Origin of the sequence: Streptomyces sp. CB02923 (genome assembly GCF_001905005.1) — a bacterium.
Classification (GTDB): Bacteria; Actinomycetota; Actinomycetes; order Streptomycetales; family Streptomycetaceae; genus Streptomyces.
Window position 1 is genome coordinate 194,089 of record NZ_LWKZ01000002.1, and the last position, 15,866, is coordinate 209,954.

9 protein-coding genes and 2 pseudogenes are annotated in these 15,866 nt (G+C 73.6%); 3 read left to right on the forward strand and 8 right to left on the reverse strand.

Going from position 1 to position 15,866, the window contains the following annotated elements; genetic code table 11:
- Window positions 1-278 precede the first annotated feature (278 nt).
- Window positions 279-1,694 (forward strand): hypothetical protein, encoded by a 1,416-nt coding sequence (locus tag A6A06_RS07225; RefSeq protein ID WP_338015859.1) that lies wholly within the window; start codon window positions 279-281, stop codon window positions 1,692-1,694.
- On the opposite strand, the gene A6A06_RS07230 is transcribed toward A6A06_RS07225, so the two are convergent.
- The 5 genes from A6A06_RS07230 to A6A06_RS07250 form a co-directional block, all read right to left on the reverse strand.
- Window positions 1,678-4,203, reverse strand: coding sequence for a tetratricopeptide repeat protein (locus tag A6A06_RS07230; protein ID WP_199930735.1), 2,526 nt, complete (start codon window positions 4,201-4,203; stop codon window positions 1,678-1,680). The two genes, A6A06_RS07225 and A6A06_RS07230, sit on opposite strands and share 17 nt — an antisense overlap.
- A gap of 139 nt (window positions 4,204-4,342) precedes the next feature.
- The gene (locus A6A06_RS07235) at window positions 4,343-4,810 is read right to left on the reverse strand and encodes a hypothetical protein (protein ID WP_073760219.1); all 468 of its coding nucleotides are present in this window, start codon (window positions 4,808-4,810) and stop codon (window positions 4,343-4,345) included.
- Window positions 4,811-4,990: 180 nt separating this feature from the next.
- On the reverse strand, window positions 4,991-7,030 hold the full coding sequence (locus tag A6A06_RS07240; RefSeq protein ID WP_079193850.1) for a helicase-associated domain-containing protein: 2,040 nt from the start codon (window positions 7,028-7,030) through the stop codon (window positions 4,991-4,993).
- 14 nt (window positions 7,031-7,044) lie between these two features.
- Window positions 7,045-8,727: an SWIM zinc finger family protein gene (locus A6A06_RS07245; protein WP_079193851.1), complete on the reverse strand. Its 1,683-nt coding sequence runs from the start codon at window positions 8,725-8,727 to the stop codon at window positions 7,045-7,047.
- A complete protein-coding gene (locus A6A06_RS07250) occupies window positions 8,724-11,603 on the reverse strand; it encodes a DEAD/DEAH box helicase (protein ID WP_338015860.1) in 2,880 nt (959 codons plus the stop codon). The genes A6A06_RS07245 and A6A06_RS07250 overlap by 4 nt, the downstream gene beginning before the upstream one ends.
- A 664-nt stretch (window positions 11,604-12,267) precedes the next feature.
- On the opposite strand from A6A06_RS07250, the gene A6A06_RS07255 reads away from it, so the two are divergent.
- Complete coding sequence (locus A6A06_RS07255; RefSeq protein ID WP_073760225.1) at window positions 12,268-13,806, forward strand: UvrD-helicase domain-containing protein; 1,539 nt, start codon at window positions 12,268-12,270, stop codon at window positions 13,804-13,806.
- Between the two features lie 235 nt (window positions 13,807-14,041).
- Window positions 14,042-14,464: a DUF6343 family protein gene (locus A6A06_RS43695; RefSeq protein WP_338015861.1), complete on the forward strand. Its 423-nt coding sequence runs from the start codon at window positions 14,042-14,044 to the stop codon at window positions 14,462-14,464.
- A gap of 82 nt (window positions 14,465-14,546) precedes the next feature.
- On the opposite strand, the gene A6A06_RS07265 is transcribed toward A6A06_RS43695, so the two are convergent.
- The 3 genes and pseudogenes from A6A06_RS07265 to A6A06_RS41490 all read right to left on the reverse strand — a co-directional run.
- Window positions 14,547-14,930 (reverse strand): tetratricopeptide repeat protein, encoded by a 384-nt coding sequence (locus tag A6A06_RS07265; protein WP_073760269.1) that lies wholly within the window; start codon window positions 14,928-14,930, stop codon window positions 14,547-14,549.
- A 320-nt stretch (window positions 14,931-15,250) separates the two neighbouring features.
- Window positions 15,251-15,581: pseudogene (locus A6A06_RS07270) on the reverse strand (cupin domain-containing protein); the annotation flags it as partial.
- A 134-nt stretch (window positions 15,582-15,715) separates the two neighbouring features.
- Window positions 15,716-15,866 (reverse strand): annotated as a pseudogene (locus A6A06_RS41490) (bifunctional DNA primase/polymerase); the annotation flags it as partial.

Genomic DNA, 15,866 nt, shown 5'->3' on the forward strand with positions numbered 1-15,866 from the left:
GGCCACCTGTACGGGCTCCTCGCCCTACCTGCACGGCGTTCCGGAACTGCTGGCGGACGCCGGGCTACCCGTCCTGCCCTGGGAGCAGGCCGTGGAGACTCCGGTCGACCTCGCGGTCAGCGCCAGTTACGGCGGCGAACTGCACCGGATCAAAGGGAAGTTGGCCGTCCTGTCACACGGCATTGGCTACAATAAGAGGCTGCCGACACCGGACACCGGACACCGGACACCGGACACCGGACACCGGACACCGGGGGCCCGGGCTGGTGCGGGATGCTGTGCGGGCACCGGTTTTCGGGCTCTCCCCGGAGTGGCTGCTGCGGGACGGCGAGCCCGTCGCGACGGCGACCGTACTGTCCCACCCCGAGCAGCTCGTACGCCTCCGCCATGCCTGCCCGCCCGCTGCCCGTACCGCCGTACTCGCCGGTGACCCCTGCTTCGACCGCCTGCTGACCGCGCTCCCCCACCGCGACAGCTTCCGCCGCGCGCTCGGCGTGTCCGCCGGCCAGCGTCTCGTGGTCGTCAACTCCACCTGGGGACCGCGTTCGCTGTTCGGCGACAGCAACGACGTCCTCCCCTGGCTCCTGGAATGCCTCGCCCGCGAACCGCCCGTCGACACCTACCGCCGCTGCGTCGTCCTGCATCCGAACATCTGGCACGGCCACGGCCCCGGTCAGGTGCGCGCGTGGCTGCGGCACGCCGAGCAGGCCGGGCTGACCGTCGTACCTCCGCTCGGCCCATGGCGGCAGGTCCTGGCCGCCGCCGACGCCGTCATAGGTGACCACGGCAGCGTGACGTACTACGCGGCCGCCATCGGTACGCCCGTCCTGCTCGGCGCGTTCCCGGAAGAGGATCTCGACCCGGCGTCGCCCGTCGCCGAGCTGGGCCGTACGGCTCCCCGGCTACGCCCGTACGAACCGCTGCTCCCCCAGCTCGACAAGCTGCTCGCCGGCCACCACCCGGACCGGTATGCCCAGCTCACCGCCCTGGCCAGTTCCTCCCCAGGCGCCTCGGCCGCCTTGCTCCGGCGCGCCTTCTACGGCCTCATGGGCCTCGCCGAGCCCGGCCCTCCGGCCTACCTGCCACGTCTACCCGACCCCGCGTACGGAAAGCCGCCCTCCGCCGCCCCGTCTGCCGCCCCGAATGCCGCTCCGAATGCCGCTCCGCTCCTGGTGCCCCTTCAGGTCCTGACGCACCTGCGCGACCGCCGCCCCGCCGCGCTCCCGGAGATCACCGTCACCCGCCATGCGGACGGCCCCGGCACGGTCGCGTACCAAGCCCCGGGCCCGGAACACACCGCGTCCCAGACCGCCGGCGCTCACACTGCCGTCCACGAGAACGTCCCCGACGCGACCCGGCTGCTCCTCGCCGACGTGGTGCTCCACGATTCCCGGCCGGAACCCGGGGCGTGGGCGCAGGCGGCCATGCACCGCCACCGGCACTGCGCCATGGCCGCGTGTGTCACCGGGCCGGACACCTGCCTCGTACGCATACCGGACGGCCGTCTCGTCACCCTCACCGCTGCGCCCGGCGCGGACGGCCACCGCGACCTGTGCGATCCGGCCGTCTACGCCTCGGCTCTCTACGCCTGGTACGAGCGCGGCAAGCCCGTCGAAGAACTGGCCGACGGCCTGGTCGTGGTGACGGGCGACGCCGAACACCACCTCCAGGTAACGGTCACTCCTCCCCGCTGACCTCTTCGGACGCGCCCTCACCTCCCCCTGTCCCGCAGCCGCCCACATCGGCTCCCTCCAGGGCAGTGCCCTCCCCGGCGGTCCTCCCCCGGGTGGCTTCCACCCGGTCGAGCCGTGCCCGTACAGCGCCGGTCCTCGGCGATCCCGTCCTCTCGTGGAAGCCGAGCGCTGCCCGCAGATACCGGATCTCGCCCGCCGTGTCCCCGGCCTGACCGGCCCGGTCGGCGCACAGCTCCGCCAGATCCGCCTGCTGGACGACCGAGCCTTCCGCCGCCATGACCGATGCGGCCCGGTCGAGCGGCTCGTCGGCCTCGGCGGCACGCCCCGCGTCGAGCAGTGTCCGCCCGAGACTCATCAGCACCCGGGCCTCGTTGTAGGGGTCGGGCAGTGCCCGCACGAGGTCCCGTGCGTGCCGCAGCTGTCCGATCGCCTCCTCGTGGCGGCCCATGCCCTGGAGCGACCGCCCGAGGTGATGTTCGAGGAGGGCCAGTGCGCGCGGGTCACCGACCTGCTGTGCCAGGTTTCTGGCCGCCCGGAAGCACTCGGCGGCATCGCCCCACCGTTCCTGCTTCAGATGCAGCAGCCCCAGGGACTCCACCGCCGTCGCCTCGCCCCGTATGTGCCCGGCGCGCCGGTCGGCGGCGGCCGCCCCCTCGAACTGCGCCTGCGCCTGCGCGTACTCCGCCAGCCCCAGGTGCGCGAAGCCGAGCTGGGCGCGCATCCGCCCTTCGGCTTCAGGGGATTCTTCCGCGCAGCGGGCGGCGGCCTCGACGCCGAGCCGGTGGGTGGACACCCATTGCTGGTGGTAGCCGAGCCGTAGGTGCAGCCCCCACATGGCCTCGCACAACTGCCACGTCAGGTCGTCGAGTCCGTGGTCCGCCGCGGCCCGTACGGCCTCGGCCAGGTTTTCCCGCTCGCCCCGCAGCCAGGCCAGCGCGCTGAGGCCGTTCTCGTAGGCGGCGGGACGGCCCGCCAGCCGCGTGTACGCGGGCCCCAGGTGCCAGCGGCCCGGCAGCACGCACGCGTCCGCCGAGGCTGCGGCGCGCAGATACCAGAGCAGCGTCCGGCGGACTGCCGCCGCGGCCCCGGCGATGCCGTCCTGTGCCAGCACGCGCCGTTCCGCGTACTGCCGCCACAGGTCGTGAAACCGGTAGCGCGCTTGGCCGGAGGTGTCGGTCCGGTCTGAGGCGTCGGCCTGGCCGGAGACGTCGGTCCGGCCGTCGGGCCCGGCCTGCGTCGCCCCTTCCGCTCCCGGCCCGGCTTGCGCCACCCCTTCCTCTCCGGACCCGGCTCGCGCCGTCTCTTCCCCTCCGGTCGCGTCCTCCAGCAGCCGCGCGTCGGCCAGTTCGGCGAGCAGGGCGCTCGCCGCGTCCTCGGGTATGCCTGCCGCGGCTGCGGCGGCGCCCGGCGTCACATGTCGCCACGGCCGCAGGCTCGCCAGCCGGAACAGTCGGGCCGCGGCCTCCGAGAGGTGCCCATACGAGGCATCCATCGCGCTTCGCATCGACTCGTCCGCCCCTCCGGCCGACGCGTCAGCCGGCACGCCGCTGCCATGCGGCTCACGCGCCGCCTCGCCGGACGGCCGCCCGGCGCCCGCGGCCAGGGCGCTTTCCCCGGCACCCGCAGCCCCCTCAGCCCCCTCAGCCCCATCGGCCCCGTCATCTCCGCGTGCGCTGTCGCCCTGGCCGCTCATGGCCATCTCGCGCTCCAGCAGTTCCCAGTCCGGCTGTTGCGCACCGGCGGCGCGTGCCCCGATGGCACACAGCGCGAGAGGCATTCCGCCGCACCGCCGTGCCACCGCCTCGACTCCCGGGCCCGTACCGCCCAGACGGGCGAGCAGCCCCACCGCGTCGGGCGTGCGCAGCGGTCCGAGGCGTATGGCGTGCGCGCCGTACTCGATCACCAGGCGGCCCAGGTCCGTCCGGCTGGTCACGATCGTCAGGGAGGCCGGGGACGCGGCCAGCAACGGCCTCACCTGAGCGGCCGAATGCGCGTCGTCCAGCACCGTGAGGATGCGCCGCCCCGCCGTCACGCTGCGGAACGTACTCTCCAGCGCGTCGGGCTCGGCCGGTATCCAGTCCCGGTGGACACCGAGGTCGCGCAGGAAGCGCGACAGCACCGTCGGCGGCCCGGCGGCCGTCGCGGCGGACGCCCCGCGCAGGTCCGTGTACAGCTCGCCCTGTCCGAAGCGCCCCCGCAGCGCGGCGGCCAGGCGCAGGGCGGTGGCCGTCTTGCCCACGCCGCCCGGACCCCACAGGACCACCACGAGAGGCGCCCCGGCGTCGCCCGTGCCTTCGGCGCCGACGATTGGCAGCGCCTCGTCCAGTAAGCGCGTCACCTCGGCCAGTACGGAGTCGCGGTCGACGAAATGGCGGGTGCCCGGTGGCAGCGTACGGGGCACCGGCGCGCCCGGCACGATCGCCGGCGCGGTCTCCTGGATGGTCAGCGTGCCGATGCTCCGGGCCTGTACGGCGGCCCCGTACACCGTGCCGCTGATGTCGTTGCGCACCCCGACGACCACCCGCCCGGCCGATCCGGACCCAGCCGGTTCGGAGCCAGCCGGTTGGGCCCAAGTCGGTTCCGGAGCGTCCGATTCCGGAGCGGCCGGTTCAGGGGCGGGGAAAGGGCCTGGCCCGCCGGGCCCCGGGTCAGCCACGAGCGGAGCCCTCCCCGGCCCCAGTCCCGGTCCCGCCGCCCAGGTTCAGCCCGGAGACCACTCCGGCCTGGATGACCGTCCCGTGCTGCACCCCGCCGCTGATGGTGTTGTGCACCTCTCCCACTTCGGTTCCGGCGCCCTCGTCCGGCCGCAGCTCCGCCAGCAGCCGCCGCAGTTCCTCCGCTGCGGCCGGGTCGTCGCGCAGCGCCCGCCGCAGCCGTACCCGCCATTCGGCCGCCACGTCGGCCGCGCCGTCGTCGTCACCGCTGCGCTGCGATGCCACCAGTTCCGTACGTGACAACTCCAGCTCCCCTTCGAGAGCCTCTTCCTCGCCACCGTCCCGGCGCCGTGAGAGGAACGCCGCCACCCGCTGCCGCGCCTGTGTCCATCCCTCGGTCACCATCTGCTGCACCAGCGCCGTCGCCCCCGCCGTCGCGAGTGCTGCCAACTCCGCGTCCATCGGCCCCCCTTGCTCCTGCCCTACGAGATGTAACGGATGTGCGTCGCTGTCACGTCAAGGGAAAACTTGCCCCTCGAAGGGGGAACTTTCCCTCACGATCCCCTTCCGCCCACCGCTCCGACTTCCTGTTCTCCTACGCTACTTGACCTCACTGACAGTCACCGTCCTTCGTTCCGCCGGTCACCCCGCGAGGAGTCGCCGGGCCAGGTCCAGAGGGGTGGTGGCGGTGCCGGACGGGCCGGTGCGGGTGCGGTGGCCGGGGCGGCGTTCGACGGATGCGGTACCGGATTCGGATTCGAGTGCGGGGGCGTAACCGGCACCGCGGAGGGCTTCGAGCGTTGCGGCGGGCGGTTGGGCACTGGCGAGGACGGTGGGGGCGAGGACGCGCAGACCGAGGGGGCGGAGGGTGCGGTGGGCGGCGAGTTCGCGGATCAGGGCCTCGTCGTCGGAGCGGATGCAGCAGGCGGTGGGCAGTACACGCATCCGGCCATGGGAACGGGCGGCGTCCTGGACGAGATAGGTCAGGGGCTGCGGAAGGGGGCCGGCCGCCGACACCTCGGCGAGGGCGGCGATCAGGCCGTCTGCTCCATGGCCTGCGTCGAGGGCGCGGCGTACGGATGCGGGGGTGAACCGCCAGGTCACGGCGTGGCCTTCGGATTCGCGGTCGGCGGCCGCGGACAGCAGACCGGCGAGGGCAGCTGACGGGGGCCCCGGTACGACGGCCGTCAGGTCCGCCTGGAAGTGGGCCTGCTGGACGGGCGGCGGGAGAAGGTCGCGCAGGGCGGCACCGAGGGCATCGGGGCTCGCCGGGGTCGCGGAGAACAGGGCGTGACCCAGGGAGGTCAGGCTGCCGTGTGCGGTGAGCGCGAGGAAGGCCGACTCGTCGAGGATGTGGGCGGCGCGGTCCTCGGCCAGCGGCTCGCCGACGACGGCCAGAGGGCGGTGCCAGGCTGCGGCTTCGAGGAGAGCGGGCAGGTCGGGGCGGTGTGGTGACGCCTCGGCCCCGCGGAAGGGGGACCGCTCGGCCCCACGGGACGTGAAGGACGTGCCGACCGGAAGCCGGGAGGGCGCCGCGTCGGCCGACGCGGTGGCCAACGCCTTGAGCAGGGCGTGGCGCAGGGCCGGAGCGTGCCGGTCTTCGCCGCGCACCAGGGCGGTGGGGGTTTCGCCGAAGGGGGTGTACGTGGGGATGGCCCAGAGGGCGGCCCAGGCGGTGAGGACGGGGACCAGCCGCTCACCGGGAGTTTGAGCCAGCCAGGCGTCGTACGCCTCGGTGGGCACGGCCGTGATGCCTGCGGGGGTACGGGTCAGCGCGATGAGGCCGGCGGCGAGGACGAGGTCGAGCAGAAGGCGGGTGCGGGCCTCGGTCGTGTCCGCCGCCTTGGCCAGCCTCTTGATCTCCCGAAGGGCCAGGCCACCGGACTTGCGGAGGGCCGCGGGCTGGGCGGCGAGCGCGGCGAGCAGCCGGTCCAGGGCGGCAGCGAGAGCGGACGCGGCAGCCTGGGACTCGCCCCTGAGAACGGCGGCGGCGGAGGCGGCAACTTCGGGAGCTGGGGGTTCCGGTGCGGCGGATCCGGGTGCAGCGGGTCCGGATCCGTCGGTTTCAGGTGCTGCGGATTCCGGTCTGCCGGATTCGGATGTGCCGGATTCCGGTGTGCCGGATTCGGGTGTTCTCGGTGCGGGGAAGCGCGGGGCTACGGGGGTGAAGGCTCCCAGGTCGTGGGCGGCCAGCAGTTGTGGTGTGCGGGGCGGGACCACGATGGCGCCGTCCTCGGTGGGGGCGGCGAGTCCGTCTGCGTAGAGGAGGTTCAGGGCGGCGGTGACGGCGTCGCGGGCGGGGCCGGGGATGGCGGCGCCGAGTGCCTGGTAGGCGTCGTCCGCCGGGACCGGTTCGGTGGCCAGGTCCGGGAACGACAGCCGGTGTGCCATCAGCGACTGGTAGTCGGCTCCGGCGGCGGGGGCCGCGGGTGCGGGGGCGGCGCCGCGGGCCAGTTCCTGGCTGATGCGGGCGGTGGCGGCGAGGAGGTGGAGGCGGGGGTGGTCGAGGTGGAGGACGGTGTGGTGGAGGGTTTCGTACGACCACAGGGCACCGGCCAGCTCGCGCAGCCTGGTGGGCGCGGGCCTGCGGGACAGCGGTTCCGCGTGGCGGGTGAGCAGGGCGGCCAGCTCTTCGGGGGCGCGCTGTGCGAGAGAACGGGTGAGTGTGTCGAGACCTTCCACGGCCCCGAGGTTAGTCACTGGCCGAGCAGCGTGGTGAGGGCCCCTACGGGGTCGGCGTCGGCGCGGCCGGTGGGCCACCAGTCGTCGGTGCCGGGGTCGGACTCGTACGGGTACCAGCGGTTGTCGTGGCCGAAGCGGAGCTGAATGCCGCGGACGGGGTCGGTGAGGTGGTTGTACCGGGGTCTGAGGGCGGGGAGGCCGGCGGCGATGAGGGCGCTGCGTGCGCGGTCGTAGTCGCCGGCCGGTGGGTTCCAGGTGGCGTCGAGCAGGGTCAGCCCTTCGAGGCCGCCCTGACGCCAGGCGGCGACGGCGCGTGCCACGTCCGTCACGGTGCGGCCGGTCGCCGCGGCGAGGTCGCGGTAGAGGGCGCGGGTGGTGGAGGTCAGGCCGGCGGTGGGGTGGGCGGTGGCGGCCAGCCGTATACCGTCCTGCCAGGCCGTGAGAGCGGGGAACGGGGACAGTCCGTAGGCGTGCGGAACGTCCGTCCCGGAGCCATCGGTCGGCGGCGGTGGGGTGCGAGGGTCGCCGACCCGTGGCTCCGAGGCGGTGGCCTGTATGGCGCTCAGGTAGGCGTGCGCTCGGGCCGTGGCATCCGTGGCGAGGAATTCGAGGGAGCCTGCGTCGAGCGGAAGGTCCTCGGCGTCCGGGAGGGCATGGGCGTGCCCGGGGTGGGCCGGGAGGGGCAGGGGTGGCGGGAGAGGCGGCAGGAGTCGGTCGGCCAGTGCTTCACGGGCCGGTACGCCGCTGGGCGAGCGGGGCTTCCCGGCGGGGGCCGACGGCGCGGACACCGGCGCGTACTTCACCCCCGCGCCCGCGCCCGCGCCCTCGCCCTCCGGCGCTTCCCCCTCCGGCGTCTCGGAACTCCGCGAGGCGTTGGCTGCCTTCGTCGTCCTTGCCGCGGCAGCCGCCGCTCGGGCGTCAGCGCGCGGGCCGCTGCGGACGTCGGGCGCCGGCCCGGCAACCGTGCCCGGCGGCGCGAGCCGGGCGCTGCGGGTTTCGCGGGCGGTGAGCGTCGCGTTGCGGCGTGACAGCTCGTCGAGGAGTTCGTGTTCGCCGCGGCCCCGCATGAGGAGCAGTACGAACGGGTCGGCGTCCAGCAGCCGCGCCACCTGGAAGCAGACGGCGGCGGCGTGCTTGCAGGGGTTGCCGTGGTCGGGGCAGGAGCAGCGCGGTACGAGGTCGCCCGGGCCGGGCAGCAGCCGTACGCCCGCGTCGGCGACGGCCCGGGGCAGTTTCTTGGCCAGGAGGGCGGTGAGCTGGGCCGGCTCGGCGGCGACCGAGTCCAGGAACGCGTTCCACTCGTCGGCGGCGAGTTGCTGGAGGCGGATCACCACGTTGTACGGGCGCGGCCTGCTGCCCCGTACGGAGGCGGCGATGCGCCCGGGGGTGATGTTGATCGTGTCGACGTTGCCGTCGCGCGCGTACGTACGGCCGCGGGCGAGACGGGCGCTGTCGAGGGCCGTGGTCTCCAGTGCGTCCAGCCAGGCGCTCCCCCACCACGACTCGGCGAACAGTCCCCGGGCGCCGGAACGCTGCGGCAGCGGCGGGAACGTACGGGAACGGTCGGAGCGGTCCATGGTCCCGGGGCGGTCCTGCCCGGCGCCGCGGGCGGGGCGGGCGGCCGGGGACGCGGCCGTACCGGGTGCCGGGAAGCGGTCGGCACCGTCTCCGGGGAAGGGGCGGGGGCGGCGGCTCATGCGGCCCTCCTCAAGGAGACGAGGTCGGCGAGCTGGGCGTCGGTCAGTTCGGTGAGGGCGGTCTCGCCTCCGGAGAGGACCGCGTCCGCGAGGGCCCGCTTGGCGGTGAGCAGTTCCGCGATATTGTCCTCGACCGTTCCCTCGGCGATGAGCCGGTGGACCTGGACGGGCTGGGTCTGCCCGATGCGGTAGGCCCGGTCGGTGGCCTGTTCCTCGACCGCCGGGTTCCACCACCGGTCGTAGTGGATCACGTGGCCGGCCCGGGTGAGGTTGAGTCCGGTGCCTGCGGCCTTCAGGGAGAGCAGGAAGACCGGCGTGCGGCCCGACTGGAAACGGTCGACCATCTCCTCGCGGACCTGCACGGGCGTGCCGCCGTGCAGGAGGGCGTTGCCGATACCGCGCGCGGTCAGGTGCTTCTCCAGCAGCCGCGCCATCTCCACGTACTGCGTGAAGATCAGTGTCGCGCCGCCTTCCGCGAGGATCGTGTCGAGGAGTTCGTCCAGCAGTTCCAGCTTCCCCGAACGGGCCGCCAGGCCGGGAGCGGCCTCCTTCAGATACTGCGCGGGGTGGTTGCAGATCTGTTTGAGGGCGGTCAGCAGCTTCATCACGAGGCCGCGGCGGGCGATGCCCTCGGCCGCTTCGATACGGGCCAGGGTCTCGCGGACGACCGCCTCGTACAGCGCGGCCTGTTCGCGGCCCAGCGCCACCGGGTGGTCCGTCTCCGTCTTGGGCGGAAGTTCGGGGGCGATGCCGGGGTCGGACTTCTTGCGGCGCAGGATGAACGGGCGGACCAGCCGGGCGAGGCGTTCGGCTGCTTCCGGGTCCTCGCCCCCTTCGACCTCACGCGCGTACAGGGCGCGGAAGGTCTTCAGGGAGCCGAGGAGGCCGGGGGTGGTCCAGTCGAGGAGGGTCCACAACTCGGACAGATTGTTCTCGACGGGGGTGCCGGTGAGGGCGATACGGGCCGGGGCCTTGATGCCGCGCAGGGCCTTGCCGGTGGAGGACCGCGGGTTCTTCACGTGCTGCGCCTCGTCCGCGACGACCCAGGCCCAGGGGCGGGCGGCCAGTGTGGCGGCGCTCGAACGCATCGTGCCGTATGTGGTCAGGACGAAACCGCCGTCCACGTCGTCCAGGCTGCGGCCGGTGCCGTGGAAGCGGCGTACGGGGACGCCGGGGGCGAAGCGCTCGATCTCGCGCTGCCAGTTGCCGAGGAGGGAGGCCGGGCAGACCACGAGGACGGGGGCGGCGGGCCGCTGGTGGAGGTGGAGGGCGATGACCGTGATGGTCTTGCCGAGGCCCATGTCGTCGGCGAGGCAGCCGCCGAGCCCGAGGGTCGTCATACGGTCCAGCCAGGCCAGGCCGCGGAGCTGGTAGTCGCGCAGGGTCGCGTGCAGCCCGGCGGGCTGGGGCGGGACGGGCGCTTCCTGGGTCAGGCGGGAACGCAGGGCGGCGAGGGCGCCCAGAGGCACCACCTCGACCTCCTCGCCGTCCACCTCGGTGGTGCCGTTCAGCGTCGCGGCCAGGGCGTCGACCGGGTCCAGATAGCCCAGTTCACGTTTGCGGGCCTTGCGGACGAGCGCCGGATCGACCAGCACCCATTGGTCGCGCAGCCGCACCACGGGCCGGTGGGCCTCCGCGAGGGTGTCCATCTCCGCTTCGGAGAGCGGCAGGCCGTCAAGAGCCACCTGCCAGCGGAACTGGAGCAGCTTCTCGGTGTCGAAGAAACCGAATCCGTCGGCCGCGGAGCCGGGGGCCTGGCGGATCACAGCGGCCGCTGTCAGCCCGCGGGCCAGCTCCTTCGGCCAGTGCACGGCGATTCCGGCGGCGGCCAGGCGGGGCGCCGCGTCGCCGAGCAGCTCGTACAGCTCCTCTTCGGCCAGCGGGAGGACGTCGGGAACCGGCCGCTCCAGGAAGCGGGACAACGGGGGCCAGACCCGGGCGGCGCGGCGCAGGGCGAGCAGGGTGTCGACGCGGGCGCGCGGGCCGAAGTGATCGGGGCCTTCGCCCTCCCACAGCCGGCCGGCGTCGGTGACGAGGGTGGGGTCGGTGAGGCTGTGCACCTGAAGGACGGCTGCCGCGGCACTGCGTTCTTCCGTTGCGGCAGGGGCCGATGCGGGCACGTCGTCGGAGGTGGCCCCGTCCCTCCCGTCCTCGGGCTCCTCCCGCATGTCGAAGAGCCCGTGGGCGGCCAGGTCGAGCCTCAGCGACAGCCGCACTCCGGCATCCACCCCGGCTGCCACTTCCGCGGCCCAGTCCCGCGCCCCGGGCAGGTACTGCGGCGCTGTCGCCGCGAAGGGGGCGCCCGCCAGGTGCGCCGCCGCGGGCGTACGGGGCAGCGCGTCCGCCACGGCGTCCAGGAGGGCCCTGACCAGCAGCGCCGGATCGTGGACCTGCAAGGGACTGCTGTCGGGCAGCGGAACGGCGTACGCCTCGGGCGGCATGGCGGCGGCAACCGCCCGCAGGTGTGCGGCGTCCTCGGGCTCCAGTGGTCCGGCGCGCCAGGCGTCGATGTCCCGGGCGGTCAGTCCGGGCAGGAGCCGGCCGCGCGCGGCCAGGTTCAGGGCGTGGAGGACGGCGGCTCCCCAGCAGGCCGCTGCGGGGTGAGCGGACGGGTCGTGCCGGGCACGGGCCAGCAGCGGCAACGCCTCGGTGAGGGGGAGCAGCACCGCGGGGACCGTACGTCTGCGGGCACCGTTGCCGTGCCTGCGCGCAACCGTCAGCTCGGACTCTTCCGCCACGGCGGCCGAGCCCGTCGAGCCGGTCGCTGCCGCCGCGCCTGCTATTGCCGCCGCATCTGCCATTGCCGCCGCGTCTGCCGTGGCCGCCGCACCGACCGCTTCCGGCTCGCCCGCCCCCTCCTCGGCAGGCTCCCCCATCCCCACTCCCGCGCCCACGTCCACGCTCGCGCTCGCTGAGCTACCTGCCCCGGTCGCGGAAACGCTCGGGAGAGGGCCATCGTCCGGGCGCCAGAACGCGAACCGGCCTGCCCGGGGCGGCTCGGCGGGCAGGAAGATCACGGCGCAGCGCGCGAACACGGAATCGTCCGCGCCCTCCCGCTCTCCCCGCCGCGCACGGCCCGCAACGCTCCCGGCGGACGGCGGGCCGGCCGCGGGCGGCCACTGCCCCGCCGCCGTCCCTCTGCTCTCCGCCATGCCGCTGCCTTTCCCTCGCGTACTTCGCGCCTGTCCCGTCCCCGCCCACGGCCCCGCTCCGCCCGGCCGCCACCCACCTCTCGACTGCCCCTCACCCCGACCTGCGAGTTTACGGTCGTCCACGCCCACCCCTCCTTTCCGATGCCGGCCGGTGACGGTGACGGTCCGGAGCCGGACCCGCGCCGATGGCACCGCGGCCGGGCCTCGGAACTGCTCGGCTGCGTCAGATCGATGGAAGCAGACAGCACTGACAACGCCCTGCCCGACGAGGCCCGGACCGAAGTTATCCACAGGCCGCGAGAGAAATCCCACGCCCGGCTCGCGATCGACTACCGTGAATTCCGTCGTCACACACAGTGACGAAGAATCCACGCTGTGAGGAGCAGACATGCACCGTCCGACCGTCGGCGTGAGCCGACCGACAGCCGAGCAGACCGCCGCCGCGGATGCCTTCCGCGCGGGCGACCATCTCGTGATCCAGGCCGGAGCGGGCACGGGCAAAACCACGACGCTCGCGATGCTCGCCCACTGCCCGCCCCCTCGCGGGCGCCCGCCGTGCAGGCAAGGCCGCTACATCGCTTTCAACAGAACGATCGCGCGGGACGCTTCCCGGCGCTTCCCCGACCACGTCACGTGCAGTACCGCACACGCCCTCGCGTACGCGTCCGTCGGAAGGGAGTATCAGACCCGGCTGAACGCACCGCGGCAGGCGGGCTGGCGCATCGGCGCCGCCCTGGGGATCGACACGGGGATGACCGTCCGCATCGGCGCACGCCTGATCGGCAACAGGGCGCTGTCGTACTCGGCCTTGCGCACCGTGACCCGGTTCTGCCAGTCCGCCGATCCGGATCTCACGGCTCAGCATGTGCCACGGCTGCGCGGAGCGGAGGCGGACGGGCTGCACGAGCAGCTGTCGGATGTCGTCCTGCCCTTCGCCCGCAAGGCCTGGGCGGACCTCCAGCACCCCGAGCGGGGCAGCGTGCGCTTCGAGCACGATCACTACCTGAAGATGTGGGCGCTGAACCAGCCGAAGATCACGGCGGACTTCCTCCTCCTGGACGAGGCCCAGGACACCAACCCCGTGGTCGAGCAGGTCTTCGCCGCCCAGCGCGGACATGCCCAACTGGTCATGGTCGGGGACTCCGCGCAGGCCATCTACGGATGGCGCGGAGCACGCGACGTGATGAGCGACTTCGACGGCAGACAGCTGATCCTCTCCCGTTCCTTCCGTTTCGGCTCGGAGCTGGCCGCGGAGGCCAACCGTTGGCTGGGCATCATCGGCGCCCCGATCCGGCTCGACGGCGCACCGTGGCTGGCCACCGAGCTGGGGAGGGCCCCGCGGCCGGACGCGGTCCTGTGCCGGACCAACGTCGGAGCGATGGTGGAGGTGATACGGCAGCTCGAACAAAGCCGCCGGGTGGCGTTAGCGGGGGGCGGCGGGGCGCTGACCGCGCTGGCGCAGTCCGCGCACGACCTCAGATCGGGGCGCCGCCCGTCCCATCCCGAGCTGATGCTCTTCGAGTCCTGGGAAGAGCTGCGGGAGTACGCGGAGTACGACCCCTCCGGACGGGATCTGCTGCCGCTGGTCGAACTCGTCGACGAGCACGGCACGGAGGCCTTGCTGCAGGCGCTGGGCCGCTTGTCGGAGGAGGAAACAGCCGAGGTCACGGTCTCGACGGCGCACCGGGCCAAGGGGCGGGAGTGGCCGACGGTCCGGATCGCGGACGACTTCACGGGCCCCGACGATCTCGACGAACGGGATACGGACGGTGAGCCCCTCCCCGGGCCGATCGACCTCGCGGAAGCACGCCTGGCGTACGTGGCCGTCACGCGGGCCCGGACCCGGCTCGACATCGGCGGCCTGGCATGGCTCAACAGCCACCCGGCCGGCGACCCCAGTCCGGGACTGCCGCGGGGGGCACCGTGAGCGCGACGCATCGGAGGTGCCGGGCCAGGAGACGGTCGCATGAAGGCCCGGTAGCGCTTCGCTGGGCGGGGGGCTCGCCCACATGACGCGGCCCACCGATCGGGAGGACCCTGGAAAGGAGAGCCGCGACGCATGTGCATGTGACCGACATCAACGGCCACCATCCGACGCCGCGCGAGCGCGTGGCGGCGAGCGCGTGGCGGCGAGCGATGCGTGGTGAATGGGGAGTGGTGCGATGCGCACCGGTAACGAACCTCTTCAGGCTCGCAGTTCATTGAGGATGCGCCGTGGGCTGGCGCTGTGGGGGATGTTCTGGGCTGCGGCAGGCACGGTGGCCTTCGTGCTGGCGGGCAGGCCGGGATGGGCGGCAGCGTGCGCAGTAGTGACCGCACTCGCGGCGACGGACCTGGCGGTGGTGATCCGGCACATCCGTCAGGGTGCGCACTACCAACCGGGAAAGGACATACCGCCGTACGAACCCGACCACGGCTCAGCCATCGGGCCGCCACACCGCAGTCGGGCTGATCTCAGCTGGGGCAGCCGCGGGCCGAGGGGGCATGGCATAGCCGACAGCGGCCGCGACCACCCCGGCGCGGGCGGGAGCAAGGACGACAGCGGGGAAGGAGGTGGTCCCGAACGGAGAGATGACGACCGCTGACGGGCGGCGGGCGGCGGGCGGCGGGCGGCGGGCGGCGGGCGGCGGGCGGCGGGCGGAAGACGACCGTCTCAGGCGGGGCGGGTCATGGCTCTTCGGAGCTTGCCGGGGGTTCGAAGCGGGCGGCTTCGATGAAGTCGGGGCGGGGGTCCAGGGCCGCGGCCAGGCGGAAGTGGCGCAGGGCTTCGTCCGTACGGTTGGCGCGCTGAAGGGTGCGGGCCAGGGCGAAGTGGGCGAAGGCGTTGTCCGGTTCGCGTTCCAGGACGATCTGGAATTCCAGTTCGGCAGGACGGAGTTGAGCTGAGAAGAAGAAGGCGCGGGCGCGCAGCAGGCGGGCCGCGGTGTTCTCCGGGTGGGCAGCGATGACCGGGTCCAGGAGTTGCACGGCGCCGCGTGGGTCGCGGGCCGCCAGCAACTGCTCGGCGGCCCGGAAGTTGATGACGTTCGTCTCGGGGCTGCGTTCGGCCACGGCGGTCTCCTCTTCCGTACCACGGACCATCAGCCGCACGTAACTTGCCGCCTCAGTACGGGCAAGCACATGCGTCACCCGCTCTGCGGGCGTTACGTGCGGCACAACAAACGCGTCGCTCGTCGCATTCCCACCTGAAGGCAGTCCGCAACCCCAGGTCAAGTGTTCGCCCGGTCCCCTGGGGGGACTCGGTGACGGGGTGGCTCGGTGGCAGGGTGGCTCGGTGGCGGGATGGCTTGGTGGCGAGGTGGGCGCCGTGCGGGGCACTTGCCGACGGTACGGGGGGCGCGGCTCGGTGACCGTCGCGGGCTGCGTCGCGGGCTGATGTGGTGCGCCTTGCGCAACGTCTCGTGCATGGTCCAGCGCGTACGGTCGCCTTCGCGCGGTAGGCAGGCGTCGCCCGGGTCGATTTCCAAGACCTGCCCGTTCTCGACCTCGACTTCGATCGTCGCTCGGCCGCTGACGAGCACGAAGAGTTCGTTCGCCTCGGTGTCCGTGACCACGCCCGGGGTGATCTGCCAGGTTCCCCGTATCTGCTTGCCGTTCCGGCGACTCCCGCAGAACCTTGCCGGTCACCACCGGTCCGCCGGAGACGGTTTGCGCAGGGTGCAGCGGCTCGGGGGCCAGGTCCGAGTCGGGTACGCCGGGGATGTTGACGGCGAAGGAGCCGGTGGAAGAGCCGACGGAGGGTGATCCGACGACGGCTGAGGAAGGGGGGAGAGGCGGCGGAGACGAAGGAGCCGGTGGAGGAACCGGTGGAGGGGCCTACGGAGGCGTCAGGCGCAGGGGCGAGGTGGGGGTGGGGGGGGCGGGGCGGGGGCGGGGGACCGGGGGACGCCGGAGGCCGGGCGGTAGCGGCCGCGGGAGGTGCGGGAGCCGGGGCCGACCAGGTAGCCGCCGGCGCCGCGGATGTCGATGCCCGGGGCCAGGCGGCCC

Coding starts and splice junctions, on each gene's coding strand:
- A6A06_RS07235 (WP_073760219.1), bottom strand. CDS start 4,810: ATGGACGCGGAGTTGGCAGCACTCGCGACGGCGGGGGCGACGGCGCTG.
- A6A06_RS07245 (WP_079193851.1), bottom strand. CDS start 8,727: ATGAGCCGCCGCCCCCGCCCCTTCCCCGGAGACGGTGCCGACCGCTTC.
- A6A06_RS07250 (WP_338015860.1), bottom strand. CDS start 11,603: ATGGGGGAGCCTGCCGAGGAGGGGGCGGGCGAGCCGGAAGCGGTCGGT.
- A6A06_RS07255 (WP_073760225.1), top strand. CDS start 12,268: ATGCACCGTCCGACCGTCGGCGTGAGCCGACCGACAGCCGAGCAGACC.
- A6A06_RS43695 (WP_338015861.1), top strand. CDS start 14,042: ATGCGCACCGGTAACGAACCTCTTCAGGCTCGCAGTTCATTGAGGATG.